The following is a 26970-nucleotide window of genomic DNA, read 5'->3' as shown; positions in this document are numbered from 1 at the left end:
TGGTATAGTTATAATGTGAGATTCGGTACAATTTTCAAAAGCATTGAAAGCGCTTACTATATTAATTGTTTAAATGGAGGTTAAATATGGGAAAGTCTTTTTTTGAAAAGCGCAGTGTATTTAGTATTCGCAAGCTCGCGGTTGGAGCTTGTTCTGTATTAATCGGTGTATCTTTTTTGGGAGCTCCATCTGTCTTAGCTGAAGAAGAAGGAAGAGCTGTAACAGAAGAGGAGATGACAGCCACAAGGGAGGCGTCAGAGGTGACGAATGGAGAAGTTGGGACAAGTGATAAAGCTTCAACAACCGTAGAGGCACCTGCTGTGATTACTCCTGAAAGAAATGAGAGCGAAATCGAAAAGCCACAGGTGGAACCTCAAACAAGTGAACGTTCTGCTGGGGCTATTGAAGAGGCTGCGAAGGATCAAAAACAAGTAGCGGAGGACATGGTGCAAGATCGCGAACGAGATTTTAACAAGGACTGGTATTTCAAGTTAAATGCAGCTCCTGGTGCAGAAGGTCGCCAGGTGGATGTCAAAAACTGGAAAAAATTAGATTTGCCACATGATTGGTCAATCTTCTTTGACTTCGATCACAATTCTCCGGCTCAAAATGAAGGGGGACAATTAAACGGTGGGGATGCTTGGTATCGCAAGACCTTCCGTTTGGATGATAAAGATCTAGATAAGAAAGTTCGCTTGGAATTTGGTGGAGTTTACATGGATTCCAAAGTCTATGTAAACGGACAATTCGTGGGTCATTATCCAAATGGCTACAATGCCTTTTCTTATGATATTACCCCTTATTTGAATTCGGATGGAAGTGAAAACACCATCGCGGTTCATGTGGTCAACCAACAGCCAAGTAGTCGTTGGTATTCTGGAAGTGGGATTTATCGTGATGTCAAACTCAGTGTGACGGATAAGGTCCATGTAGCTAAGTATGGGACCACCATCACTAGTCCAAAATTAGAAGAACAACAGAATGGGGCAGTTGATACTCTTGTGAAGAGTCGTATTGTCAACCAAGATGATCAAGCCCACAGTGTGTATGCGGAATACGAAATCGTCGATCAAAATGGTCAAGTGGTCAGTGAAAAGGTGCGCAGTGAAGTGCAATCCGTTTTGGCTGGTCAAGAGATCAACCTGTCTCATACCCTTCATGTTGAAAAACCAACCCTCTGGGATGTCAAAACCAATAACCCAGCCCTTTATACTCTGTATACACGGGTCTATCGGGATTCGCAATTGGTCGATGTGCAAAAGGAACGCTTTGGTTATCGCTATCTCAACTGGACACCGGAAGGTGGCTTCTTCCTTAACGGAGTGGCTACGAAATTCCACGGTGTTTCCCTTCACCATGACCATGGGGCCCTCGGAGCTGAGGAAAATTACAAGGCTGAATACCGCCGTCTCAAACAGATGAAGGACATGGGGGTCAATGCCATCCGGACGACCCACAACCCAGCGAGTGAACAAACCCTGCAAATTGCGGCTGAGTTGGGCTTGATGGTCCAAGAAGAAGCCTTTGATACCTGGTATGGTGGCAAGAAACAATACGATTACGGTCGATTCTTTGAAAAGGATGCAACGCATCCAGAAGCTCGAAAAGGGGATAAGTGGTCTGACTATGACCTTCGGACCATGGTAGAGCGAGGCAAGAACAATCCTTCTATTGTGATGTGGTCAATCGGTAACGAAGTCGGTGAAGCAGATGGATCTGATAAGTCTGTCGCAACCGTTCGTCGTCTGGTCAAGACCATCAAGGAAGTGGATGCAACTCGCTATGTCACCATGGGAGCTGATAAATTCCGCTTTGGTGATGGATCAGGAGGACATGAAAAGGTAGCGGCAGAGCTCGATGCGGTTGGATTTAACTACTCAGAGGCCAACTATGAAAGCCTACGCGCTAAACATCCAAACTGGCTCATTTATGGTTCTGAAACCTCTTCTGCAACGCGGACGCGGGGCTCTTACTACCATCCTGAAAGAGAGTGGGTCGGAAGCAACCAAGAAGACCGCCATTATGAACAATCAGACTATGGCAATGACCGGGTTGGTTGGGGTCGGACAGCGACAGCCTCTTGGACCTTTGACCGCGATTATGCCGGCTATGCAGGACAATTTATCTGGACAGGTACGGACTATATCGGCGAGCCAACACCATGGCACAACCAAAATGACACACCTGTGAAAAGTTCTTATTTCGGTATTGTCGATACTGCCGGCCTTCCAAAGAATGATTTTTACCTTTACCAAAGTCAATGGGTATCGGCTGAGAAACATCCAATGGTTCATCTCTTACCACATTGGAACTGGGACAATCCAGAATTAGCCAATCGTGTCATGGATGAAGAAGGTCGGATTCCTGTTCGTGCCTTCTCCAATGCCCACAGTGTGGAATTGATTGTCAATGGGGAATCACAAGGAGTCAAGACCTTTACCAAGAAGACCACAGCAGATGGCCGGACCTACCAAGAAGGGGCAAATCCGGATGAACTCTATCTAGAATGGTTGGTTCCTTATGTGCCAGGTAAGGTGGAAGCTATTGCCCGCAACGAAGCAGGAGAAGTGATTGCCCGCGATCAGATCGAAACAGCTGGGAAGCCAGCCGGTGTTCGTCTATTGAAAGAAGAACACGCCATTGCGGCAGACGGCAAGGATCTGACCTATATTACCTATGAAATCGTCGATGAAGAAGGTCGTGTGGTCCCAACTGCCAATAACTTGGTGCATTTCCATCTGCATGGACAGGGCCAAATTGTCGGTGTCGACAACGGGGAACAAGCTAGCCGTGAACGCTACAAGGCGCAGGAAGATGGCTCATGGCAACGTCGGGCCTTTAACGGCAAAGGAGTGGTCATTGTCAAATCAACTGAGCAGGCGGGTGCCTTTACTCTGTATGCAGACTCAGACCGCTTGCAGTCAGACCAAGTAAGCCTCTTTACAGGTAAGAAGGACCAGGAAGAACGCTCTGTCTTGGGGGTCGAACCGGTTCGAACTCAAGTGTACTTGGGACAAAATCCTGAACTTCCAAGTCACGTATCTGTTGTTTATAGTGATGGCAAGGCCCAAGAAGAAGCCGTCGAATGGGATGCAGCAGACTATAGTCGTGCTGGCCAAGTCCGGGTGACAGGTCATGTTCAAGGACGGACGGTCGAAGCTCTGGTCGATGTGATCGGTGTGGAGCAAGTCCTTCCGGTTATCAAACAAATCCCACAGGGAGCAGATCTAGCGACAGTGGATAAGACTGTGCAATTGGTCTTCACAGATGGCCGGACAGTTAGCTATGAAGTTGATCAATGGACCTTGGAAGCTGGTCAAGAAGATCAGTTGTCCACACCAGGTGCTCGCTTGAAGGCGACAGGTCTCCTAGGCAATGGGGAAACCGTCCAAGCGACGCTAGTGGTTGCAGGAGGAGATGTAGCCAAGGCTAAGAAACCAACGGTTCAGCTAGATGGAGTAGCTCTTCCAAAATTTGGTAGTGGCAACCATACCATTTTCCGTTCCCTCGCTTATGGGCAAGAGCCAGGTCAAGTCACAGCAAGTGCAGAAAATGCTCAAGTGACGGTCCTCCAAGCTAGCCGTGAAAATGGTTTGAAGGCTCAAATCTATGTTACCGCTAAGGATACGGGAGCTGTACAGACCTATGCTATCCAATTCCAAGAAGAAAGTCCACAGATCCAGCGCCTAGAATTGCGTCTGCCAGAAGGACAGGAACTCAAGGAAGACCAAACGGTACCACTTGAAGTCATTGCCCATTACCAAGATGGTAGCCAGGCAAGTCTCAAAGCAGATCAAATCGATGTGAAGACAAGAGCTGGTAGCCAAGGAAAAGCGGTCGCAAGCAAGAAAGGTTTGGAACTACGGGAAGCAGGATTGGTTCATTTACAAGCTAGCTTCCAAGGACAAACAGGGGAATTAACCTTTACCATCACGCCAAATCCTGAAGAAAAGACAGTTGTCAAGGTGCGTCCTGTACGAATCAGTACCGATCGAAACGTGTTGCCAGCTCTTCCAGAAACCGTCTTGGTTGAGTATGACAAGGGATTCCCTAAAGAAAAACACGTGACTTGGGATGCTGTGACCGCAGATCAAGTCAAGGATTACCATAGCTTTACAGTTACAGGTCATGTAGAGGGTGTGGAAAAAGAAGCCCAAGCTCAAGTCACTGTTGAAGGCATTATCGCTGTAGAAGAAGTCAGCACTACCACTCCAGTCGGCGAAAAACCAGCTCTTCCAGAAAGCGTACGGACTTATCACTCCAATGGCAAGACCTATGCTGCGAAAGTGGCCTGGGATGCGGTCGATCCGCAACTCTTGGCCCAAGAAGGAGAAGTTGTCCTCTCCGGCCGTGTAGAAGGAACCAACCTTCCAACCCGTCTTCATATTCGTGTTTCTAGCACCACAGTCAAGGGAGCCAATGTAGCAGAGCAATGGACAGGATCTGTCTTGCCACTCGCTTTTGCAAGTGACTCTAACGATGCGGATCCAGTTGCTAAGGTCAATGACAAGGTCATCTCCTTTACCGATGCTCCAGCTAACCGTTGGACCAACTGGGGCCGTGACAATGCGGAAGATTCGGTTGGAATCTTGTTTGGGGACTCTGGTATCTTGACCAAGCGTGCAGTGGACAACCTCCATGTTGGTTTCCATGAAGACCACGGCGTTGGGGTTCCAAGTGAATACGTGATTGAGTACTATACAGGGGAGCAAATCCCAACAGTTCCAAGCAATCCAAATCGTGTCAAAGACGAAACAGACCATCCATTTAACAATCCAGCTAACTGGAAAGAAGTCAGCAACCTAACCGTTGAAGAACCGGTAGCAGCTGGCAAGATGAATCATTTCAGTTTTGATAAAGTCGACACCTATGCCGTTCGGATCCGCATGAAGACACCAGAAGGCAAACGTGGAAGCTCTATTTCAGAGATTCAGATCTTTGCCAATAAGGTGGCGGCAGAAGAAAAGAGCCAGGTGACCATTCGTGTCAACGGTGAGGTTTTACCAGGAGTTAACCCAAGTGTGACCGATTACTATATCGATGCGCGTGATCGGGCTTATCCACAAGTGGAAGCGACAGCCAGCCATCACGGTCTTGCAACGGTTGTGCCAAGCGTCCATGAAGGTGAGCCAATCCGTGTCATCCATAAAGCAGAAGATGGTACTATCTTACAAGAATACCGCCTCCATCTCACAAGTGATGCGGAAAAACTGAAACAAGCTGCTCCAGTAGCAGTAGAAGCAGGCAGCCGTTTTGTGAAAGTCGGTCAAGATCTAGCTCTACCATCTACAGTAGGTGTCTACTTCAAAGGGGACACAGGTTACGAACGCAAGGAACTTACGGTGGACTGGCAGGCTATCCCAGCTGATGCACTTTCTCATGAAGGCAGCTTCACGTTAGAAGGAAAAGTCCTCGGCTATGATCTGACAGCTCAGCTGACAGTCCGGGTGTCAGAAAAGACAGGAGAAAACCTCTCTGTGAACCGTGACTACAATGCAGAAGATACCAGGGCATTTGCTAGTGAAACCAATGATCTCGATCCAAATCAAATCGATTATATCGATTACATCAATGATGGTGGCTACAACGAGTACTATCGCTGGACCAACTGGAAGAGAGAGCCGGATCAAACAGAAGCCTTTGCTGGTCTCATCTTCAAGAAAAATGGTCAAGTAACCGAGCGCTTAGTCAATAAAGTAGCAGTCGACTTCTTTGCAGACCAGGAAACAGGTCTGCCAACGAAAACGGTTCTTGAACGCTATATTGGTCCAGACTTTGATGTCCCAGATGATTACGGCAATTTGAAAAATCTTCCAGAACATCCATTTAACCAGTCCTCTAACTGGGAAGAAATTCCTTACAGCTTGGATTATGCCTTTGAACCTGGTTATATCTCTAATCTCAGCTTCAACGAAACCAGAACGAAAGCCATCCGTTTAAGAATGGTCCGTGATGAAAGTCTTAAAGGAATCGGAATCATTGAATTGAGCGCCTATGCTCCAACAGAAGAGGCCCAGACAACAACAGACGTCACCATCCAAGTGAATGGCAAAGACCTAGAAGGTTTTAAACCAGATGTGACAGATTATCATCTAGAGTATGAGGGAGAACGTCCAATCGTTTCGGCACAAGGCAAGAATGGAACAGCCGTTACGGTCATCGATGCTAAAAGTGCCAATACTCCGGTTCTTGTCAAGGTTGTCTCAGAAGATGGCAAGCTCGAAAAAGTATATCAACTTTCTCTATCCGCAAAAGCACCTATAGGCTCAGCCATTCCTGAAGAAGGGGTTAAGAATCTGGTTCATACCAAACCAGAGTTGGTGATTGAGCCAGAAGAGAAGGACTTTGAACGCCTAGAACGTCCAAATGCGGATCTTCCAAAAGGTGAGAAACGTGTGGTTCAAGAAGGACAAAAAGGCCGCAAATTACGCTTGGTGGAAGTCTCTCAAGAAAATGCTGTGGAAAGTCGGAAGGAACTGGATGCCTTTGTAGAACTAGAGCCAGTAGCAGAAATTACAGAGGTGGGCACGAAAGAAGCTCTTCCAGACACTCCACAACCAGAGCCACAACCACAACCAGAACCAGAGCCACAGCCAGAACCGCTACCGAACCCAGAACGTCCTCATGGCTCAGAAGGACCAGTAGCTGCCACAACTCCTCAAGCATCTCTTGAGGTCAAAGCAGTGCGTCAGGAAGGGACAGATGCAGCAGGGAAGGAAGTCGAGAAAGAAACTCAAGCGCCAGCAGTTTCAGCTGCTCCAGTTTCCGAAGGTAGATTACCAAATACAGGAACGGAAGAAAGCGTCGCAAGCCTTGTGGCAGGTCTCTTAGCAGCAGGTTTTGCCGGTGCTGTGCTGGATGATCAGAAAAAAAGAGCCGATAAGGCCAAGTAAAAAGCTGGATAAGCCAGCAACTATACGGTGAAAAGTTCACAGGTAACAGAAAGAGGATGGGGAAAGTCTCCACCCTCTTTACCTGATGACATAAAGGAATGGAATATGGGAAAAAGATTAGTTGATAAGAGAAATCGATTTGGCATTCGTAAACTCTCAGTAGGCGTCTGCTCGGTAGTCGTAGTGACTTGTTTTTTAGGAGTGACTACCAGTTACGCAGAGGAGCAAGCTGAGAATAGTGAACCGCGTGAAGAACGGGTTGAAACGAGCAATGCAGGGGATCAAGGAAAGGAGGAGAAAACTGTGAACGAGCACCAAGAAGAATCTGAACAGTCCTCATCAGCTATTAGTGAGAAAGAAAATCGTGCAGTTAGCCAAGGGACAGAAGCAAGCCAACCAGCCACTTCTCTAGATGAGGAGCCTGAGATTGCTAATTATGGACCACTTCCAAGCAAGGCTCAGATGCAATACCACCGCGAAGAACTAGCAGCTTTCATCCACTTTGGGATGAATACTTACTACGATCGTGAGTGGGGAGATGGGCAAGAAGACCCTTATTATTTCTATCCAGAGAATCTGGATACCGATCAGTGGATCAAAACCCTGAAAGACGCGGGCTTCAAACGAACCATCATGGTCGTCAAGCACCACGATGGCTTCCTCTTGTACCCATCCAAATACACCGACCATACCATTGCTAAAAGCGGTTGGAAGGAAGGGAAAGGCGATATCCTAGCCGAGGTTTCTGCTTCTGCCAGCAAGTATGACATGGATATGGGGGTCTACCTCTCGCCTTGGGATGCTCACAGCCCACTCTACCATGTGGATACAGAGGACCAATACAACGAATACTATCTCAACCAGCTCAAAGAAATCCTTGAAGATCCAAAATATGGAAACAAGGGCAAGTTCGTAGAAGTCTGGATGGATGGAGCGCGTGGCGATGGGGCTCAAAAAGTCACCTATACCTTCGACAAGTGGTTTGATGCTATTCGTAAGGCCCAAGGGGATATTGCCATCTTCTCAGCTGAGCCGACCAATGTTCGTTGGATTGGAAATGAAAAGGGAATTGCTGGAGATCCAGTTTGGCATAAGGTCAATCCAGATAAGATCCGCAACAATCCATCCAATAGCTATCTCAATCACGGGGATCCGGAAGGGAAGCAATACTCAGTGGGAGAAGCGGATGTTTCTATTCGCTCCGGCTGGTTCTACCATGACAACCAAGAGCCTAAGTCCTTGCGCGAATTGATGGACATTTACTTCAAATCGGTCGGCCGTGGAACCCCGCTTTTGCTCAATATTCCACCCAATCAAGATGGGAAATTTGCGGATGCCGATGTAGCCCGCTTGAAAGAATTCCGCCAGACTTTGGACCAACTCTACAGTGTGGACTATGCGGCAGGAGCTTTGGTCGAAGCTGACTCGACACGGCGCAATGCTCATTATTCAGCCAGCCATTTGACAGATGGGGATGAAAAGACCAGTTGGGCACCTGCAGATGATGCCAAGACCGGCTCTTTTGTCCTCGATCTTGGAAAAGAGCAACACTTTGATGTGGTCGAGCTCAAGGAAACCATCGAGAAAGGCCAACGGATTTCTGGCTTCACCATCGATGTGGCTGTGAATGGCCAATGGCTTCCTTTTGGAGCTGGTTCAACCGTAGGATACCGCCGTTTGATCAAGGGACAACCAGTTGATAGTCGCTATATCTGGGTGTCCATCACCGATGCCCAAGCCACTCCAATCTTGAACGGAGTATCTGTCTATAAGACGCCAGCCAGCATTGAAGAAACCGATGGCTATCCGCTTGGTTTGACTTATCATTCTGACCGGACTGCTGAGCGGGCCAATGGCCAATGGAATGAAGAGGGAGAAGGCGTCCGAGGCACTTCTATGTGGACCAAGGAAAAAGGAGCTTCGGTGACCTATCAGTTTGAAGGCACCAAGGCCTATGTCGTCGCAACCGTGGATCCTGGTCATGGGGAAATGGATGTCTATGTCGATGGCCAAAAGCTAGCGACGGTCAATACCCAAAGCCCAAACCGCAAACGCAGCCAAAAGGTCTATGAAACACCGGACTTGGCAGCAGGATCCCACACCTTGACCTTGGTCAATAGCAAGGGAGATGCGATCGCAACAGAAGGGATTTATGCCCTCAATAACCAAGAAAAGGGTCTCTTTGAGTTTGCTCAGCCAACCCTAGCTGTTAAGAAAGGCGACCCAGCGCAAGTCGTCGTCAAGAGAAAAGGTGGCTCTAAAGGAAGTGCCAGTCTTAAATTGATCACAGAACCAGGAACAGGGGTTCATGGCAAGGTCTACAAAGATACTAACGTCACCCTTGAGTTCGCAGATGGAGAGACAGAAAAAACAGTCCAAGTTCCAACCCTTGATTTTGCAGGAAAAGCGACCGATGTCTATGACTTTAAGGTCAAATTGTTGCATCCGGATCAAGGAAGTCTGGTTGGTTTTATTCCAGAACTGACAGTCCAAGTGATGAACGAGGACCAGTTGCCAGAAAATCGCAAGGAAGTGGATGACCAAGATCCAAAACTGCATTACAGTGAGGGTTGGCACCACGAGACAGACAATCCAAACTTCTCAAATGGCACAGAATCTTGGTCCAGTTTTAACCAAGTGACCGATGAGGAAGGCAAGAAACACATTGACATGACCATTACCTTTAAGGGCACCGGTGTGGAGGTTCGAGGAGTGGTCGACCCAAGTCATGGTCTCTACAGCGTCACTCTGGATGGAAAAGAAATAGCCTTTGAAGAAGGTCGGGGCCATGATTATGAGATCGAAGGCGATCATTATTTCAGTGGCTACGGAGATCAACGCAAGCTCGACCAGAGTTTGGTCAATCTACAAGGTCTAGCAAAAGGCTACCACCAGCTACGCCTGCATCTGGATCCAGCCCTCAATGATCCTCAGTCGTCCAGAGCTATCCAGGTGGACCGATTTGTCCTCTCAGGGAAAGATAGTCAGCTGCTCAGTCAAGAAGAGTTGCAACAGATCATCAGAGAAGGAGTAGAAAAGATCAAGGATACTTCTCTCGATCGTTTGAAAGCAGACCTCAAACCGACGGTTCAAGGACAATTGACGGACTTGACTCAGTTGTTGGATCAAGAGCAACCAGATTTGGTTGCTGCTGCTAATCAAGTCGAAGCCCTTGAAACTATCTTAGAAGATGCTCACAATTATGAACCCCTGACGCAGACACGCCCAGATCAAGGTGTTCGGGATTTGATTCTTGAAAAGCCAGAACTTCTCATCGAAGCTGAGGAGATTCCATTTGAGAGTCAAACGCGTGAGAACAAGGACTTGGCCAAGGGCGAAAGCCGAATCCTTCAAGCAGGGAAGGTCGGACGCCGGTTGAAATTGATCGAGGTTCGACAAGAAGGAGGCAAAGAAATTCGGACAGAAGTCGATGCCTTTGTCGAAGTGGAAGCCCAGGACCAGATTACGGAAGTCGGGACGAAGGAAGTGGAAGAAGATCCTGTTATTCCCGAAGTGCCGCTACCAACAAAACCAAGTGAAGACTCACAAGAAACGAAACCGCTCCTTCCTCCAGAAGACAAAAAAGAAAGTGGAATTGCTCCAATTCTGAAACCGACGGCTTCGAAAGAGACTCCTCCTTCTCCGGTGGTAGAAGCAGTAACTCCGGACCCTGTGCAGTCCCAAGAAAAACTGCCACAGACAGGATCAGAGAAGGCAAGTTTCTTAGCTTGGATCGGACTACTCGGCTTAGGCTTCCTAGGCGGAAGAGTGAAATACGCTCGTCGGAAATCCTAAAGTCCCTTCTACAAGAGGTTAGCAATAGCTACCCTCTTTTTTGGCCTCCTTCTGGCTACCAACAAGGGGTCTTCAGATTCTATCACGACGTAGTCTTTGCTTTATTTACAGGCGTAAAAATTGTATAATAGTCAGATAAGGTCAATAATGACATCATGGATGGTGAGACCATTTTTGATCCTCTGAAAAGCAGAGAGCTTATCTAGAATGAAAAGGTTAGAAAGGAGCATCATGGCAAGTAAAAATACATCAGATAGCATTGAGGCCTATATCAAGTCGCTACTGGCTCAAGCAGGCATCGCAGAGCTCAAGAGAAGCGAATTAGCGGATGTCTTCCAAGTTGTTCCTAGTCAAATCAATTATGTGATCAAGACCCGCTTCACCGAAAGTCGAGGCTATATCGTAGAGAGCAAGCGTGGAGGTGGCGGTTATATCCGGATTGGCAAGGTCCAATTTTCAGACCAACACCAGATGCTAAAAGAGCTTGGCGCAAGCATCGGAGAACAAATCAGTCAGACTGTTTTTGGCGATATCCTTCAAATGCTATTTGAAGAAAAACTCCTTACAAAGAGAGAGGCAGAGCTTTTGTCAGTGATGACGACAGACGAGGTTCTGGGCAGTGAAGCCCATCGCTTACGAGCCAATATCCTACGAAAAATTATCCAACAAGTCGATAGAAAGGGAATGTAATCTCCTTATGAACTATTCAAAAGCCCTATTAGAAACGATTGAAGCCGCTCAAATCTTAGCGGGTCATTTTGAGTCTCAAACGCTAGATACCTGGCATATCCTAGTAGCCCTAGCCAATAATCCTTATAGTGTAGCTGGTTCCGTCTTAAGTGACTATCCTATGCAGATTGATGATTTTCAAGATGCGGCGGAGCACATTACGGGTCAAGTCTACCAACGGGATGGCCGCTATGAGGTATTTCCTTTTTCTTTCCGTGTCGAAGAAATCATGAAACGTTCCCAAGAGATTGCCCAGGCAGTCCATGCCAAAAGTCTTGGAACAGAGCATGTCCTATTGGCACTTCTATTAGAACGGGGAACCTTGGCTTCTCAAGTATTGGAGTATGTCGGCTTCCGCTATGATGATCAGGAAGAGGGCATTAAAATCGTCGAGCTTCGCAAGAGCTTGGAACAACGAGCAGGTTGGGACAAGGAAGCTGTGAAAGCTATCCGTTCGCTCTATCGGGCCCAGCAACCCAATCGTCAAACCATGGGAAATATGATGGGCATGCCAGCCTCTACCAGCGGTGGTTTGGAAGACTACACCCGAGATCTGACAGAAATGGCTCGCAATGGCAGTTTGGAACCGGTGATTGGCCGGGGTCAAGAAATCTCGCGGATGATTCAGATTTTGAGCCGCAAAACGAAAAATAACCCAGTCCTTGTCGGGGATGCCGGTGTCGGAAAGACCGCTCTAGCCTTGGGCTTGGCTCAACGGATTGCCAGCGGAGATGTCCCGACGGAGCTGGCTAAGATGCGGGTCTTAGAGTTGGACTTGATGAATGTTGTCGCAGGGACGCGGTTCCGTGGAGATTTTGAAGAGCGGATGAACAACATCATCAATGATATCGAAGAAGATGGCCATGTCATCCTCTTCATTGATGAGCTCCATACCATTATGGGCTCTGGCTCTGGGATTGACTCCACCTTGGATGCGGCCAATATCTTGAAGCCAGCCTTGGCTCGCGGGACCCTACGGACCGTAGGAGCCACTACGCAAGAAGAATACCAAAAACACATTGAAAAAGACGCCGCTCTGTCACGCCGCTTTGCTAAAGTCTTGATTGAGCAACCCTCTGTTGCAGATAGCATTGCGATTTTGCAAGGGCTCAAGAAGACCTATGAACGTCACCACCGTGTCCATATTACGGATGCGGCTATTGAGACAGCTGTTGTCTATGCCAATCGTTATTTGACCAGCCGCCTCTTGCCTGACTCCGCCATTGACCTCTTGGATGAGGCGGCAGCGACCGTGCAAAACAAGGGGCCTCAAGCCGGTCTTCAGTCCGACTTGACAGCTGCCGATCAAGCCTTGCTCAAGGGGCAGTGGAAAAAAGTTGCTCAGTTGCTAAAAGAAGATGCTAGTCCAAAAGGCTACCAGCTAGAAGTTAAGGAAGAGGATATCCTGAAGACGCTTAGTCAATTGTCAGGCATTCCTGTGGAGAAACTAACCCAAACAGCAGCTAAGAAATACCTTGAATTGGAAGCAGAACTTCATAAGCGCGTGATCGGTCAGGATCAGGCTGTCTCAAGTATCAGCCGAGCGATTCGTCGCAATCAGTCGGGAATTCGTTCTCACAAACGGCCAATTGGCTCCTTCCTCTTCCTCGGTCCCACTGGGGTCGGGAAGACTGAGCTGGCGAAGGCGCTGGCTGAAGTCCTCTTTGATGACGAGTCCGCTTTGATCCGCTTTGATATGAGTGAATACATGGAGAAATTTGCGGCCAGTCGTCTCAACGGTGCCCCTCCAGGTTATGTTGGTTATGAAGAAGGGGGCGAGTTGACGGAAAAAGTCCGCAACAAATCTTATTCAGTCCTCTTGTTTGATGAGGTGGAAAAAGCCCATCCAGATATCTTTAACGTTCTCTTGCAAGTCTTGGATGACGGTGTCTTGACCGACAGCAAGGGACGCAAGGTAGATTTCTCCAATACCATTATTATCATGACCTCAAACTTGGGAGCTACCGCTTTACGAGATGATAAGACAGTTGGCTTTGGAGCCAAGGATATTCGCTTTGACCAAGCCAATATGGAGAAACGCATCTTCGAAGAGTTGAAGAAGACTTATCGACCAGAGTTTATCAACCGGATTGATGAGAAGGTTGTCTTCCATAGCTTGACCAGTGATCAAATGCATGAGATTGTCAAGATTATGGTGAAACCATTGGTTCAATCTCTAGCAGAGAAAGGCATTACTCTGAAATTCCAAGCGTCTGCCCTTAAATGGCTGGCGACTCACGGATATGATCCAGAGATGGGAGCACGTCCTTTGCGCCGGACCATCCAGACCCAGGTGGAAGACTACTTGGCAGAGATCCTCTTGAGAGGAGAAGTGGCCGAAGGGCAAACCCTCAAGGTAGGTGTTAAGTCTGGTCAGCTTAACTTCACGATTGACTAGGAGGATATGCAGTGCCTCTCAAACGCTTGACCCGAATCACCCTCTTAGCAGCCCTCTGTGTGGTGCTGAGACAAGCCTTTGCCTTCTTGCCTAATGTCCAACCTATTAGTGCCATTTTCTTTTTACTGGTGCTATTTGAAGACTGGCAATTTGCCTGTTTGGTGATGGCGGTCACCATGTTTACCTCGGCTTTTCTCTTGGGGATAAGCCCAGTGGTGCTCGCTCAGATACTGGCCTTTGGCCTCCTCTTGACTATTTGGCGGGGGCTTTACCGCCACTTGTCTTTGCAAGTTCAAACCCTGGTGGTCGGCATCTTATCCTTTCTCTACGGGATAGTGATTGACAGTCTTTATGCTGTTCTCTACCACATGCCCTGGTGGACCTATGCCCTGGTGAATGGCTTTAGCTTTAACCTGGCCCACGCCCTTTCCACCGCCTGTTTTTACCCTCTACTTTATGTAGTATTTAGGAGATTGTATTATGAAAAAAAAACTTTATAGTTTCTTTGCTGTCCTAGCAGCTCTTGTATTGGTCAGTTGCGGACAAAGTACACCATCGACTACGGAAAGCTCAGCTTCTAGCTCACAAGTAGCGAAAGAAAAACAAATTACCATTACGGTCAGTATCGCCCCTGAAGGGCAAGAAGCTCAAAGCAAGACCTTGAAGGTTGCTGAAAAAGCCAACCTGATGGAAGTCCTGAAAGCTAACTACAAGATTGAGGAAAAGAGTGGCCTCATCACCTCAATCGATGGCGTAGCCCAGGATGAAAGCAAGGGACTCTATTGGATGTACAAAATCAATGGAGAGATGGCACCAAAAGGGGCAGCAGAAACAACTGTCCAAGATGGAGATACCATCGAATTTTATCAAGAAGTTTATCAATAAGAAAGAGAGTGAATGGTTGGAGTAGGGCTCCATTTGTTCACTCTTTTTTGAAACTAGTTTCTATTTTTTATAAGACTTGCAAATCCTCTTGACTTCCCTATAGATAAATGTTACAATTATATTACAAAATGTAACAAATGTTACAAAAGAGAGGTATTGCCATGAAAACGAAAGGAACCTTCTTTAGTCTATCTACCCTTGCTCTAACAGCTGCTCTTCTCTTAAGCGGATGTGGATCAGAAAAGAAAAAGGAAACCAGTCCATCTTCAACTAGTAAAATTGTGCAAGTGAAACAAAGCTCTACAAGTAAAAAAGAAGAGAAAAAGACCACAAGCAAAACCACACAAAGCACAGAAGTTGCACAATCTCCTGCCAACGCTTCGAGAGAAACACAAGCGAGCCAAGAAAATCCATCAACTTCAGTGACACCAAGAGTTCCAGAAGTCAGTCAAGGCCTGGTTCCAACTCCTTCCAAAGAAACAAAACCAGCAGTGAACCCAGCACCAGAAAAACAAAAACGTCCTAGCTTGGAAGAAGGTCGCACGACTGCCAAAGAACAAGCCTCTAAGACAGAGAACCCACGCTATAAAGGTGTCTTGAGCTATGCCTCAGGGGATTATTCAGGAGCAGCAGGTAGTTGGACCGACGGTCGTGATACAGGCGTAACGATCGGTCAAGGAGGACAAGTAACCATTCAAAATCCTGGTGGCGATGCAGTGGGATATACGATTGGAAGCTATGAATACAACTTGGACCAAGGTCATTACCATGCTGGCTTGATTTCCACCCAAGATGGATCTGTAGCTAGCCTGGATATAGTTGTTGGTCAAAATGGTCAAGTGGCAAGTGTTCAAGTGACAGAAAATGGCCATGTGCATGCCCTTGTTCGGGAATAATGGCTCGCTACTGAGAAAATTAAAAAAAGATTGAAATCAGAGATTCAATTCTGTATAATAACATACAGAGTTGAATCTTTTTTAATTTTTGTTTTATAAAAATATATTTTTTTATAAAAAAGTATTGACAGATTGAAATTATAGTTTATAATAAAATCATAAGCAAAACATGTTTTGACATTATGATAAAGGAGCCAGTTAGATGAAAGAAAAAGTGGCAGTAGTATTTGGAACGTTTGCCCCCCTTCATCAAGGTCATATTGATTTAATTCAACGGGCAAAACGCCAATGCGACCGCGTTTGTGTGATTGTCTCTGGTTACAAAGGTGACCGAGGAGAAGAAGTTGGCCTTCCTTTGCAAAAACGTTTTCGCTATATTCGAGAAGGTTTTTCAAATGATGAACTCACCCAAATTTATAAATTAGACGAGACAGAACTTCCCCGCTATCCTTTAGGATGGGAGCCTTGGTTGAAAACAGCTTTAGAAACCATTCAATATGATGCTGAGAGAGAAGAGCTCATCTTCTATGTTGGGGAAAAAACGTATCAAGAGGAACTTGAAGCGAGAGGCTTTCAAGCGCACTTACAGGAGCGTCAGTTTGGTATCTCAGGAACCCTCATCCGGGAAAATCCCAGCAAGTATTGGAAATACATTGCGCAACCCTTCCGTCGTCAGTTTACCAAAAAGGTCCTCATTATGGGGAGTGCTAGTAACGGGAAGACGACCTTGGCAAAAGATTTGGCCCGCTTCTATGACGCGCCAGTGAGCTTAGAATATGCCCGGGAGTACCAGATCAGAAATAATGTACGGGATGATGAGCTGACCCCCAAGGACTATTATTATCTCCTACTCGGACAATACGATCAAACCTCAAAATTAATCGACAGTAGTGCCAATCGAGGCCTGGTCATTGCGGATACCAACTCTCTGGTGACCAAGGGCTATTACGACTACTATATGGAAGTAGAAGGCCAAGAGACCAGTATGACGGATACCTTCGATAACTTATTCGTTAGTATCCTCGCTAAGGAAAAATGGGATCTGATCTTATTTGTCCAACCCATTGGATCCTATGTCAATGATGGCTTCCGTGATATGACCATGGCAGATGATGAAATTCGCAACAGTTTTTCAAATCACCTGGATCACCTCCGCCACCAATACCTCGCAGATATCCCTACAGCCTATCTCGGGCAAGACTACTTGGGGAATTACGAAGAAGCAAAGCGTGTCATCGATACGATTTATCAAGCTGATTAAAGGGAGAAACAGCATGAAACGACTACAAGAAAAAATTCAAACGTTTGGGGAGCATTTAAAAAATGTCCATCGAGAAGCTGGCAAACGTGGCTTCGTAGGAATTATGAAACTCCTTTGGCAAGACCTATTTGCAGGTCGCACTCTGACACAATGGCTGTATCTGATTGCTTTGTCTAGCGTGCCCTTTGTCCTAGAGTTTACCAATCAGGAAGCAAGTCACGATTGGTTAGGGCTCTTTGCCTCCTGGACAGGAATCGTTTGTGTGATACTAGTAGCAGAAGGTAGGGCTAGTAACTATCTCTTTGGAGCAGTGAACTCAGCGATTTACCTCATCCTAGCCTTGAACAAAAACTTCTATGGAGAAGTTCTGACAACCCTATACTTCTTTGTGATGCAACCAATCGGTCTCTATGTCTGGTTGTCGAATCGGATCAATGACCAAGGAGGGGCAGAAGAATCTCACTTTGAAGCCAAGAAATTAACCATAATGGAATGGATCAAGTATTTGGTTCTAACTGCTCTGATTTGGATCGGGATGGGCTATGCTTATAAAAGTATCCACAGCGCTCGACCTTTCCGTGATAGTGTGACAGATGCGACCAATGGAGTCGGTCAACTTCTCATGACTGGTCTTTATCGTGAACAGTGGATTTTCTGGATTGCGACCAACCTCTTCAGTATCTACCTCTGGTGGGGAGAAAGCATCCATATTCAGGGAATGTATTGGGTCTACACCCTCAATAGCTTGGTTGGTTGGTACCAATGGAGCAAAGCTGTGAAAAAGGAGGATATTTAGATGGCAACAAGCAGCATTCCGGAAGGGATGAACGAAAAGGAATACTACGAGACGGTCGTCAGCGAGGAAGAATTCCTCCGTTGGTATAAGGAGCAAGATCATCCCACCTATGAAAATCCAAGTGTAACTACCGATATGGTGGCCTACTGCTTTGTGGAGGGGCGTTTGAAGCTCTTGGTGATTCGCCGAAAAACCCACCCTTGTCAGCATCGGGTCGCCTTGGTTGGAGGATTCTTGCAAAAGCACGAGGATGCTATCCAGGCTTGTATCCGCGAAGTTCAAGAAGAAGTTGGACTAGAGTTGACCCCTCAAAAGGTCGAGCAGTTAATGACAGTTTCGACTCCTGGTCGGGACCCACGGGGCTGGGTCATCACCATCGCTCACCTGGTCTATTTGCCTGCGGAGGCCGTCAATCTGGTCCGAGCTGGAGATGATGCCAAAGAAGTTCTTTTCCTTGATGTGGACTTCAAACAAGGGGAATGTTCTCTAGATGGCCGTGTCTTGACAGCTGAAGATTTCGCCTTTGACCACTATGAGATTGTTCAAGAATCGATCAAGCGGATCCAAGGGCGTTTGGCTTGGAATCCAACCTTCCTCCATCTCCTAGAAGAACCTTTCACTGTCTATGAGGCTACGGAGCTAGTGAATCTGATTCATCCAGATAAAGAAATTTTGACCAATAATTTCCTTGTGACCTATGGATCTTACGTAGAAGAAGTAGGTGTCAAACGGGTACCTAAGAAAAAACCGCGCAAGACCTATCGCTGGAAAGAAAGCGAATCTCAAGCGGATCAATAAGATATAAAAACAGCATCAATATTTCGATGCTGTTTTTTTGTTATTAAGCTTTTTCTAATTGAAGAAGTTCTTCAATCTCAGCCAGAGTGCTAGCTTGCGAGATGGCTCCGCGTAGTTTGGCAGCGCCAGATGTTCCACGGAGGTAGTGAGGGGCTAAGCCGCGGAATTCGCGAACGGCAATGTGCTCGCCCTTGAGATCAATCAAGCGTTTCAGATGCTCATAAGCAATCTTCATCTTGTCTTCGAAGGTTAAATCAGGCAGGATTTCTCCTGTTTCAAAGTAATGATTGATTTGATTGAAGAGGTAAGGATTGCCCATAGCGGCACGGCCAATCATGACCGCGTCGGCACCGACTTCTTCGATGCGTTGTTTCGCTTCTTGAATCGTACGGATGTCTCCATTTGCAATAAATGGAATCTTGGTCAGAGCTTGCGCAACCTTGTGAAGGGTCTCGAGGTCAGCGTGACCAGTGTACATTTGCTCCCGAGTCCGTCCGTGCATAGCGAGGGCAGAGACACCTGCAGCTTCAGCTGCGAGGGCATTTTCCACTGCTAGAGAAGGATCCGACCAACCTGTCCGCATTTTGACAGTGAGAGGGATATCAAGGACGGATTGAACCTTGTTGATAATGGAGTAAATCTTATCAGGATCCTTGAGCCACATAGCCCCCGCCTCGTTTTTCACGATTTTGTTCACTGGGCAGCCCATGTTGATATCCACGATATCGGTCTTGGTATTTTCTTGGATAAATTCTGCTGCGCGTGCGAGACTATCTTCGTCGCTCCCGAAAAGTTGGATCGATACAGGATTTTCACCTTCATCGATATGGAGCATATGCAGGGTCTTTTCGTTATTGTATTGGATTCCTTTGTCAGAGACCATTTCCATGACCACAAGCCCTGCTCCTAGTTCTTTAGCGATCGTCCGGAAAGCTGAGTTGGTCACACCGGCCATAGGTGCTAGGACCGTCCGGTTTGGAATCTCGACGTTCCCAATCATAAAAGGTGTATTAAGATTTGTCACGAATGAGTTCCTCCAAGTCGTTTTCATCAAAGTGATAAGCTGTCTGACAGAATTGGCAAACAATTTCCGCTCCCTGGTCTTCGTCCTTCATTTCTTGAAGGTCTTTGGCTGGCAAGCTAGCCAAGGCATCCATGAAGCGTTCCTTGCTACAGTCGCATTGGAAGCGAAGCTCTTCTTCAGAGAGACGTTTGTATGGATCTTCGCCATAGATAGCAGCGAGAAGGGCTTCAATATGGTCGTCGCTTTCCAGAAGGCTAGAAATGGCCGGCATTTCTTGGATACGTTTTTCAAAGCGGGCAATTTCTTCTTCCTTGGCATTTGGCAAGACCTGTACCAAGAAACCACCAGCGACCTTGACCTTGTCGTTTTCGTCTAAAAGCACATTGAGCCCCACCGCAGATGGCGTTTGTTGGCTTTCGGTCAAATAATAAGCCAGGTCTTCACCGATTTCGCCAGTGACCAGAGGTGTCATGGAGTGGTAAGGATTGCCTGTTCCGTAGTCGGTGATGACTAAGAATTCCCCGTTTCCGACAAATGGTCCGACCACGACTTCACCAGTCGCTGTTTTCTTGATATCCACACCAGGATTTTGCACGTAGCCTTTGACGTTTCCTTGGGTATCTGCCACAGTGATAATAGCACCTAGTGAGCTAGTACCGAGGATTTTCACTGTTATCTTGGTATTTCCCTTTTCATTGGCAGCTAAAATTTGACTAGCGATGAGGGTCCGACCGAGGGCCACTGTTGAACTTGCTTGAGTTTGATGTTTTTCTTGGGCTGTTCGCACGGTCTCTGTACTGTCTAGTACAAAGGCACGGAAAGAGCCACTTTCTGAGATAGTTTTAATAATTTTGTCCATAGCTTCTATTTTAGCATAAAAAAAGAAAAGAGGTGAGGGGAGTAACTTGATTTATTTAGACTGTGAAGGGAGAAAATCTTTCTGAGGAGAATCTTGCTTAGAAACTGAATAGACTAGGATCTATTTTAGGGAGAAAATAAGGTAAAAGACGAACGATCATTGTATAAGCTGGGATATGAAGGTCAAAAGATGGATGTTTAGAAAATGAGAGTCAACTTTTAAGGGTAAAAAACCAAGCAATGAACTAGCTGACCTTGAAAAAAAAGAGGAAATTTCTTATAATAGAGTGTAAGACAAACTTGCAGGTGAGACTCCTGCCCCTAGTTTGAAGAAAGGCATAGATAGGCAACTATCTATGGTATATGAAAAAGAATTATGACATCAGTTGTTGTAGTAGGAACCCAATGGGGTGATGAAGGAAAAGGGAAGATTACAGACTTCCTATCAGCCAATGCAGAAGTCATTGCTCGTTACCAAGGTGGGGACAATGCCGGTCACACCATCGTGATCGACGGCAAAAAGTTCAAGTTGCACTTGATTCCTTCGGGTATCTTCTTCCCTGAAAAGATTTCTGTGATCGGAAACGGAGTAGTGGTCAATCCTAAATCATTGGTCAAAGAGTTGGCTTATCTCCATGAAGAAGGGGTATCAACAGACAGCCTTCGCATTTCTGACCGTGCCCATGTCATCCTTCCTTACCACATCGAATTGGACCGTCTCCAAGAAGAGTCAAAAGGGGACAACAAAATCGGAACGACCATCAAAGGGATTGGACCAGCTTACATGGACAAGGCTGCGCGTGTGGGAATCCGGATCGCGGATCTTTTGGACCGCGACGTCTTTGCAGAACGCCTGCGCATCAACTTGGAAGAAAAGAACCGTCAATTTACCAAACTCTATGAAGCAGAGGCTCTTTCCTTTGACGATATCTTCGAAGAATACTATGAATATGGTCAACAAATCAAACAATATGTAACCGATACTTCCGTCATCTTGAACGATGCTTTGGACAACGGCAAGCGCGTGCTCTTTGAAGGAGCCCAAGGGGTTATGTTGGATATCGACCAAGGGACCTATCCATTTGTAACCTCTTCAAACCCAGTCGCAGGTGGGGTGACCATCGGATCAGGTGTCGGCCCAAGCAAGATTGATAAGGTGGTCGGTGTATGTAAAGCCTATACCAGCCGTGTTGGTGATGGCCCATTCCCTACGGAGCTCTTCGATGAAGTAGGGGACCGGATCCGTGAAGTCGGCCATGAGTATGGTACAACAACAGGTCGGCCTCGTCGTGTTGGTTGGTTTGACTCAGTTGTCATGCGCCATAGCCGTCGTGTGTCAGGAATTACCAACCTTAGCTTGAACTCGATCGACGTATTGTCAGGCTTGGATACGGTGAAAATCTGTGTAGCCTACGACTTAGATGGGGAACGCATCGACTACTACCCAGCAAGCTTGGAGCAACTCAAACGTTGCAAACCGATCTATGAAGAGTTGCCAGGTTGGTCAGAAGACATCACAGGTGTCCGCCACTTGGATGAGCTTCCAGAAAATGCCCGCAACTATGTGCGCCGGATCGGTGAATTGGTTGGTGTGCGTATTTCAACCTTCTCGGTTGGACCAGATCGTGACCAAACCAATATCCTTGAAAGTGTCTGGTCAAGTAAATAATCAAATAAAAGTTGGGAGATTTCTCTCAACTTTTTTACTTCTTAAGATTACTTTAAGTCCTGTGGTTTATACTAAGAGCATAAACAAAGACCTCCCAACTTTGTTTAGCACTCTTAACTTTTTTTCATAATATCTCCCTATAAGAAGTCACCCATTGGTGGCTTTTTTTGTAGCTTCATCATATAATAGAACAAGAACATAAAAAGTAAGTGAGTGTACAAGTGAGAGACTATACCCTAGAAGAGAAAGAAGCTTTTATGCGAGAGGCTTTAAAAGAGGCAGAGATCGCCTTGGCCCATGAGGAAATTCCTATTGGCTGTGTCATTGTCAAAGACGGTGAGATCATTGGACGTGGGCACAACGCGCGAGAAGAATTGCAGCGAGCGGTCATGCATGCGGAGGTAATGGCGATCGAAGAAGCCAATCAGCAGGAAGAGAGCTGGCGTTTGCTGGATACCACCCTATTTGTGACCATTGAACCCTGTGTCATGTGCAGTGGCGCCATCGGGCTGGCCCGGATCCCTCAGGTAGTCTACGGTGCGACCAATCAGAAGTTTGGTGGAGCAGGGAGTCTCTACGACATTTTGACAGATGAACGTCTCAATCACCGGGTGGAAGTAGAAACAGGAATCTTGGAAGCAGAATGTGCAACCATCATGCAGACCTTTTTCCGCCAAGGTCGGGAACGAAAAAAACAAGCCAAGCTCGCAGCCAAGGCCGAAACACAAGAATAAAACCCAGACCTTTGCAAAATCCACAAATTATGATATAATACCTATCGGAGCAACAGTTCTGCGTGAAGCGGGTCAGGGGAGGAATCCAGCAGCCCTAAGCGAAGTGAACTGTGTGCTCTTTTTCTATGTACCTTAGTGAATCAAGTCCAACGGACGCGGATGAACTTAGGTACATTGACGCAGTTCGAGCAAAGCGAGAACTACGTTCCGAAATATATAGAGAGTCAAGTCTGCAGGAGGAGATCTGACCCATAGGATTTACGAGACCTGTAGCCGATCACTCACCAGCGTCATCTCAAAATTCATTAGCGGATTCAAAGAATAATTGCGTGAAAATGGAGCTTCATCAGTAGCTTCTTTTTTTGTATATTCTGATCAAAATAAGGCGCCATATGCAAACGATTGCTATTGCGTCGTTACTTGATTTGTGAAAATAAAAAAATTAGCAAATGAAAACGTTTTACAGGGTGGTTTCCCTTGATTAAATCCCGGTAAAGCGATATCATAGAGAAGAAGAAATTTTGGAGGAATACTATGTCACATATTAAATTTGATTATTCAAAAGTCTTAGACAAATTTGTTGCACCACATGAAGTGGAATACATGCAAGCACAAGTTACAGCAGCAGACGAATTGATCCGTAAAGGAACTGGTGCTGGTAGCGACTTCTTGGGTTGGTTGGACCTGCCTGAAAACTATGACCGCGAAGAATTTGACCGCATCTTGAAAGCTGCTGAACAAATCAAAGCAGACAGCGATGTTTTGGTCGTTATCGGTATCGGTGGATCTTACCTTGGTGCTAAAGCTGCCATTGACTTCTTGAACCACCACTTTGCAAACTTGCAAACAAAAGAAGAACGCAAGGCTCCACAAATCCTTTACGCTGGAAACTCTATCTCATCAACTTACCTGGCTGACTTGGTAGAGTATGTTGCAGATAAAGACTTCTCAGTAAACGTGATTTCTAAATCAGGTACAACAACTGAACCAGCTATCGCTTTCCGTGTCTTCAAAGAACTCTTGGTTAAGAAATACGGTCAAGAAGAAGCGAACAAACGTATCTACGCAACAACTGACCGCCAAAAAGGTGCTGTTAAGGTTGAAGCAGACGCTAATGGTTGGGAAACATTTGTTGTTCCAGATGATATCGGTGGACGCTTCTCAGTATTGACAGCCGTTGGTTTGCTTCCAATCGCAGCATCAGGAGCTGACATCAAAGCTCTTATGGAAGGTGCGAATGCAGCTCGCAAAGACTACACTTCAGATAAAATCTCTGAAAACGAAGCTTACCAATATGCAGCTGTTCGTAACATCCTTTACCGTAAAGGCTATGCAACTGAAATCTTGGTAAACTATGAGCCATCACTTCAATACTTCTCAGAATGGTGGAAACAATTGGCTGGTGAGTCAGAAGGGAAAGACCAGAAAGGTATTTACCCAACTTCAGCTAACTTCTCAACAGACTTGCACTCATTGGGTCAATTTATCCAAGAAGGAACTCGTATCATGTTTGAAACAGTTGTCCGTGTGGACAAACCACGTAAGAACGTGATCATCCCTACTTTGGAAGAAGACCTTGATGGACTTGGATACCTCCAAGGAAAAGATGTTGACTTCGTGAACAAAAAAGCGACTGACGGTGTTCTTCTTGCCCACACTGACGGTGACGTGCCAAACATGTACGTGACTCTTCCTGAGCAAGATGCCTTCACTCTTGGATACACTATCTACTTCTTCGAATTGGCCATCGCCCTTTCAGGTTACTTGAACGCTATCAACCCATTTGACCAACCAGGTGTTGAAGCTTACAAACGTAACATGTTTGCCCTTCTTGGTAAACCAGGATTTGAAGAATTGAGCAAAGAACTCAACGCTCGTCTTTAATAGACAGACAAAACGATCTCGAAAGAGGTCGTTTTTTAATCGCTTTCCATATCTCAGAATGAGGTGGAAAAATAGACTGTTTTATGATATAGTAGAACTACTATATTTATACTTTGCACGTCAAACTATGATCACAAAAAAGTAGAAAGAACGATGAGCGAAGGTTGTTAGTAAAGGAGAGATTATGACAACAGAAGACAAGACACCTTTTGGAACACAAGAGGGACAAACTGTTCAAGAGCCTTTTGGAACACAAGAGGGACAAACTGTTCAAGAACCTTTTGGAGCACAAGGGGGGCAGGCTGCTCAAGAACCTCTTGAAGATTCAATGGGCCAAAACTTCCAAGACCCTTTTGGAGTACAAAATGGCCAAACAGCTTATGAGCCATTTGGTGCACCAGGAGCGCAAGGCTTCCAACAGTCTTCTCCAGTAGAAGGACCACAAACTGGAGGACAGGAACAATTTTTCCAAAATCAAGCGCCACAGGTAGAAAACAATCCTTTCTACCAACAAGGGAACCCTCAAGCCTTTCAATCACAATGGAATGTTCAGCCAAAACCGAAGAGTGGACGGACTAACTTTATCGTCTTTTCTATTCTTGCCCTCTTTCTTGGTGGCTTGATCGGTGGCGGAGCTGGCTATTTCTGGGGACATTCATCTAAGCCTCAAGCAGATGCCAAACGTACCAAACGATTAGACCGTGCTAGTGAAGAAGCTAAGAAAACAAAGACAGGCTTTATTACAGAAAAGGATGAGGTTATCTTTACTTGGACCCTAAAAGACCTTGCTGCATTAAGTTATAGCAACAAGGACGGTTATGGCTTGACTGCTGATCAGATTGTTGAAACTTATGGATTGGCTACCAGTGTCGATTATGAAAAGAAAGGCATGACTCTTACTTGGGATCGTGCAAAGAACGCCTCTCACCAGAATGTTTATTTCAAATTTGAAAAAGTGGATGGCAACTATTATTTGAAATCTGTAGAAGCCTTTAACTTGGAAGAAGTCTATGCGAGTGAAGACGACGAAGATGAAGATACTTCTACAGATCGTGAGATGAGCACGAAAGAATTCAAAGATCTGAAAAAAGGAGATAAGAAAACTGGTAAAGGTGGAACCTCCTTATTGGAAGTTTTGAAGAAACATAAACAAAATGTTCAAATAGGTACAGAGACAAAAATCACTGCTGATGGAGAAGAGTATGACTCTACTCGAGTGGTTGCAAAGATCAACCTTAAAGTGGGAGACGATTATAAGACATTACGCTTCTTAGCACAACCAGATGGGGACTTCTTATACATTGGTCCAGAACGTTTTTAATATAGAGGAGATAGATGAAAGATGAATACGAATCAATCACAGGCACCATTTGGTGTGCCAGAAACTGGTGATCAAAAGAAGCCAGGGAAAGGTCTGTTAATTGCTTGTATTAGTGGCTTTGCGGTCTTAGGAGTCATTATCGGTCTCTTCCTCGGTCATTCTATGGGTGCAGCAAATAGTGCTAAAAGTTCCTCGCCTGTCCTTCATCCGAAAGCTGATGCAGGGGAATCAAAACGCGATCAGGCTGGAAAATATATTGATCCAGACGATACTGATTTTTCTTGGAACATTACAGATTTGGCTAACCTCGAGCTTGGCACATACTCAACTTCAAATTTGGGAACATCCATTGAAGATGTTGTGGATGAGCACGGAAAAGCTTTGCAAGGTTCGTTTAGAAGAGATCTCATTGATTTAGAGTGGGGCGAGTTAAAAGAAGATCAGGATGATACCTATAGTCAATTCCATACCGTTCGTGATATGAGACTGACTTTTAAGAAAGAGGGGGATACCTATTATTTACAGGACCTCTATTATTCAGGGGATTATAACGAAGCTGAGGACAATTTCATGACCTCTTCTTACTATGACAAGCTTAAAGTCGGGGATTCCAAAACTGGTAAGGATGGCGTTTCTTACAAGGAAGTGTTGAAAGATAATACCATTTATTCTCTCTCCTTGTCTGCAGATGAAGACTACAAAACTAATGATATTGTGACTACCATGACAATCCGTTTTAAATCTTCAACTTCAGACCAATATAAGTTAACGTTTGTGAAACAATCAGACGGCGATTTCCTTCTTGCTAAAAAAGGTGACGACTAAGATTGGTCACTTTCCTGCCTCACAATGGTAGGGAAAAGAAAGGAAGAAACTCAACTTTCCTAAAGCTAGAAAAAGAGGCTGGGACAAAAGTCCTAGCCTCTCAATTATTTTTGGATTGTCGAGCAAGACGCAGTGGTTGAATGGGCTCTACTACGCTGATTTCATCAGCTTTTACAGCCCTACTCAACTGTGCGGAGGTGGGAC

At 45.9% G+C, this 26970-nt stretch carries 17 protein-coding genes and 1 other RNA gene; 16 read left to right on the top strand and 2 right to left on the bottom strand.

Annotated features, from left to right (window positions below):
* Positions 1–86: 86 nt before the first annotated feature.
* The 10 genes from ADH49_RS06110 (at position 87) to ADH49_RS06065 (ending at position 18451) form a co-directional block, all read left to right on the top strand.
* On the top strand, positions 87–6893 hold the full coding sequence (locus tag ADH49_RS06110; protein WP_048690758.1) for an Ig-like domain-containing protein: 6807 nt from the start codon (positions 87–89) through the stop codon (positions 6891–6893).
* A 105-nt stretch (positions 6894–6998) separates the two neighbouring features.
* Entirely contained in the window at positions 6999–10688 is a 3690-nt protein-coding gene (locus ADH49_RS06105) for an alpha-L-fucosidase (protein ID WP_048690755.1), read from the top strand.
* Between the two features lie 231 nt (positions 10689–10919).
* Positions 10920–11378, top strand: coding sequence for a CtsR family transcriptional regulator (locus tag ADH49_RS06100; RefSeq protein WP_048690753.1), 459 nt, complete (start codon positions 10920–10922; stop codon positions 11376–11378).
* A 7-nt stretch (positions 11379–11385) separates the two neighbouring features.
* Positions 11386–13815, top strand: coding sequence for an ATP-dependent Clp protease ATP-binding subunit (locus ADH49_RS06095; protein ID WP_048690751.1), 2430 nt, complete (start codon positions 11386–11388; stop codon positions 13813–13815).
* 11 nt (positions 13816–13826) lie between these two features.
* A complete protein-coding gene (locus ADH49_RS06090) occupies positions 13827–14315 on the top strand; it encodes a hypothetical protein (RefSeq protein WP_048690749.1) in 489 nt (162 codons plus the stop codon).
* Positions 14296–14700 carry a DUF4430 domain-containing protein gene (locus tag ADH49_RS06085; protein WP_048690747.1) on the top strand — a complete coding sequence of 135 codons (405 nt, stop codon included), beginning with the start codon at positions 14296–14298 and terminating at the stop codon, positions 14698–14700. Before ADH49_RS06090 ends, ADH49_RS06085 begins: the two co-directional genes overlap by 20 nt.
* A gap of 161 nt (positions 14701–14861) precedes the next feature.
* Positions 14862–15596: a hypothetical protein gene (locus tag ADH49_RS06080; RefSeq protein ID WP_048690745.1), complete on the top strand. Its 735-nt coding sequence runs from the start codon at positions 14862–14864 to the stop codon at positions 15594–15596.
* Between the two features lie 202 nt (positions 15597–15798).
* Positions 15799–16857, top strand: a complete 1059-nt coding sequence (locus ADH49_RS06075; RefSeq protein ID WP_048690743.1) for an AAA family ATPase — start codon at positions 15799–15801, stop codon at positions 16855–16857.
* A gap of 13 nt (positions 16858–16870) precedes the next feature.
* Complete coding sequence (gene pnuC / locus ADH49_RS06070) at positions 16871–17653, top strand: nicotinamide riboside transporter PnuC (RefSeq protein ID WP_048690741.1); 783 nt, start codon at positions 16871–16873, stop codon at positions 17651–17653.
* Positions 17654–18451 (top strand): NUDIX domain-containing protein, encoded by a 798-nt coding sequence (locus tag ADH49_RS06065; RefSeq protein WP_048690738.1) that lies wholly within the window; start codon positions 17654–17656, stop codon positions 18449–18451.
* Positions 18452–18494: 43 nt separating this feature from the next.
* Here ADH49_RS06065 and dusB read toward each other — a convergent pair whose 3' ends face one another.
* Complete coding sequence (gene dusB / locus ADH49_RS06060) at positions 18495–19475, bottom strand: tRNA dihydrouridine synthase DusB (protein WP_048690736.1); 981 nt, start codon at positions 19473–19475, stop codon at positions 18495–18497.
* A complete protein-coding gene (gene hslO / locus ADH49_RS06055; protein WP_048690734.1) occupies positions 19462–20334 on the bottom strand; it encodes an Hsp33 family molecular chaperone HslO in 873 nt (290 codons plus the stop codon). Before hslO ends, dusB begins: the two co-directional genes overlap by 14 nt.
* A gap of 375 nt (positions 20335–20709) precedes the next feature.
* Between hslO and ADH49_RS06050 the strand changes: the two genes are divergently transcribed.
* From ADH49_RS06050 to ADH49_RS06030, 6 genes are all read left to right on the top strand, one after another.
* Positions 20710–22002, top strand: coding sequence for an adenylosuccinate synthase (locus ADH49_RS06050; RefSeq protein WP_048690732.1), 1293 nt, complete (start codon positions 20710–20712; stop codon positions 22000–22002).
* Between the two features lie 221 nt (positions 22003–22223).
* Positions 22224–22736 carry a tRNA adenosine(34) deaminase TadA gene (gene tadA, locus ADH49_RS06045; RefSeq protein ID WP_048690730.1) on the top strand — a complete coding sequence of 171 codons (513 nt, stop codon included), beginning with the start codon at positions 22224–22226 and terminating at the stop codon, positions 22734–22736.
* A 41-nt stretch (positions 22737–22777) separates the two neighbouring features.
* An RNA gene (ffs, locus tag ADH49_RS09590) (signal recognition particle sRNA small type) lies at positions 22778–22863 on the top strand.
* A 407-nt stretch (positions 22864–23270) separates the two neighbouring features.
* A complete protein-coding gene (locus ADH49_RS06040; protein WP_006155372.1) occupies positions 23271–24620 on the top strand; it encodes a glucose-6-phosphate isomerase in 1350 nt (449 codons plus the stop codon).
* A 184-nt stretch (positions 24621–24804) separates the two neighbouring features.
* A complete protein-coding gene (locus ADH49_RS06035; protein WP_048690727.1) occupies positions 24805–25941 on the top strand; it encodes a hypothetical protein in 1137 nt (378 codons plus the stop codon).
* A gap of 21 nt (positions 25942–25962) precedes the next feature.
* Entirely contained in the window at positions 25963–26766 is an 804-nt protein-coding gene (locus ADH49_RS06030) for a hypothetical protein (RefSeq protein WP_048690725.1), read from the top strand.
* Positions 26767–26970: the final 204 nt, after the last annotated feature.

This window comes from Streptococcus sp. 400_SSPC, assembly GCF_001072745.1.
In the GTDB taxonomy this organism is placed as follows: domain Bacteria; phylum Bacillota; class Bacilli; order Lactobacillales; family Streptococcaceae; genus Streptococcus; species Streptococcus xiaochunlingii.
Note: the sequence above shows the minus strand (reverse complement) of the source record. Positions and strands in the feature narration are given on the sequence as shown.

Bases quoted from the DNA above. Each gene is read 5' to 3' on its own strand.
- ADH49_RS06110 (WP_048690758.1), top strand. From the start codon at position 87: ATGGGAAAGTCTTTTTTTGAAAAGCGCAGTGTATTTAGTATTCGCAAG.
- ADH49_RS06105 (WP_048690755.1), top strand. From the start codon at position 6,999: ATGGGAAAAAGATTAGTTGATAAGAGAAATCGATTTGGCATTCGTAAA.
- ADH49_RS06100 (WP_048690753.1), top strand. From the start codon at position 10,920: ATGGCAAGTAAAAATACATCAGATAGCATTGAGGCCTATATCAAGTCG.
- ADH49_RS06095 (WP_048690751.1), top strand. From the start codon at position 11,386: ATGAACTATTCAAAAGCCCTATTAGAAACGATTGAAGCCGCTCAAATC.
- ADH49_RS06085 (WP_048690747.1), top strand. From the start codon at position 14,296: ATGAAAAAAAAACTTTATAGTTTCTTTGCTGTCCTAGCAGCTCTTGTA.
- ADH49_RS06080 (WP_048690745.1), top strand. From the start codon at position 14,862: ATGAAAACGAAAGGAACCTTCTTTAGTCTATCTACCCTTGCTCTAACA.
- ADH49_RS06075 (WP_048690743.1), top strand. From the start codon at position 15,799: ATGAAAGAAAAAGTGGCAGTAGTATTTGGAACGTTTGCCCCCCTTCAT.
- pnuC (WP_048690741.1), top strand. From the start codon at position 16,871: ATGAAACGACTACAAGAAAAAATTCAAACGTTTGGGGAGCATTTAAAA.
- ADH49_RS06065 (WP_048690738.1), top strand. From the start codon at position 17,654: ATGGCAACAAGCAGCATTCCGGAAGGGATGAACGAAAAGGAATACTAC.
- hslO (WP_048690734.1), bottom strand. From the start codon at position 20,334: ATGGACAAAATTATTAAAACTATCTCAGAAAGTGGCTCTTTCCGTGCC.
- ADH49_RS06050 (WP_048690732.1), top strand. From the start codon at position 20,710: ATGACATCAGTTGTTGTAGTAGGAACCCAATGGGGTGATGAAGGAAAA.
- ADH49_RS06040 (WP_006155372.1), top strand. From the start codon at position 23,271: ATGTCACATATTAAATTTGATTATTCAAAAGTCTTAGACAAATTTGTT.
- ADH49_RS06035 (WP_048690727.1), top strand. From the start codon at position 24,805: ATGACAACAGAAGACAAGACACCTTTTGGAACACAAGAGGGACAAACT.
- ADH49_RS06030 (WP_048690725.1), top strand. From the start codon at position 25,963: ATGAATACGAATCAATCACAGGCACCATTTGGTGTGCCAGAAACTGGT.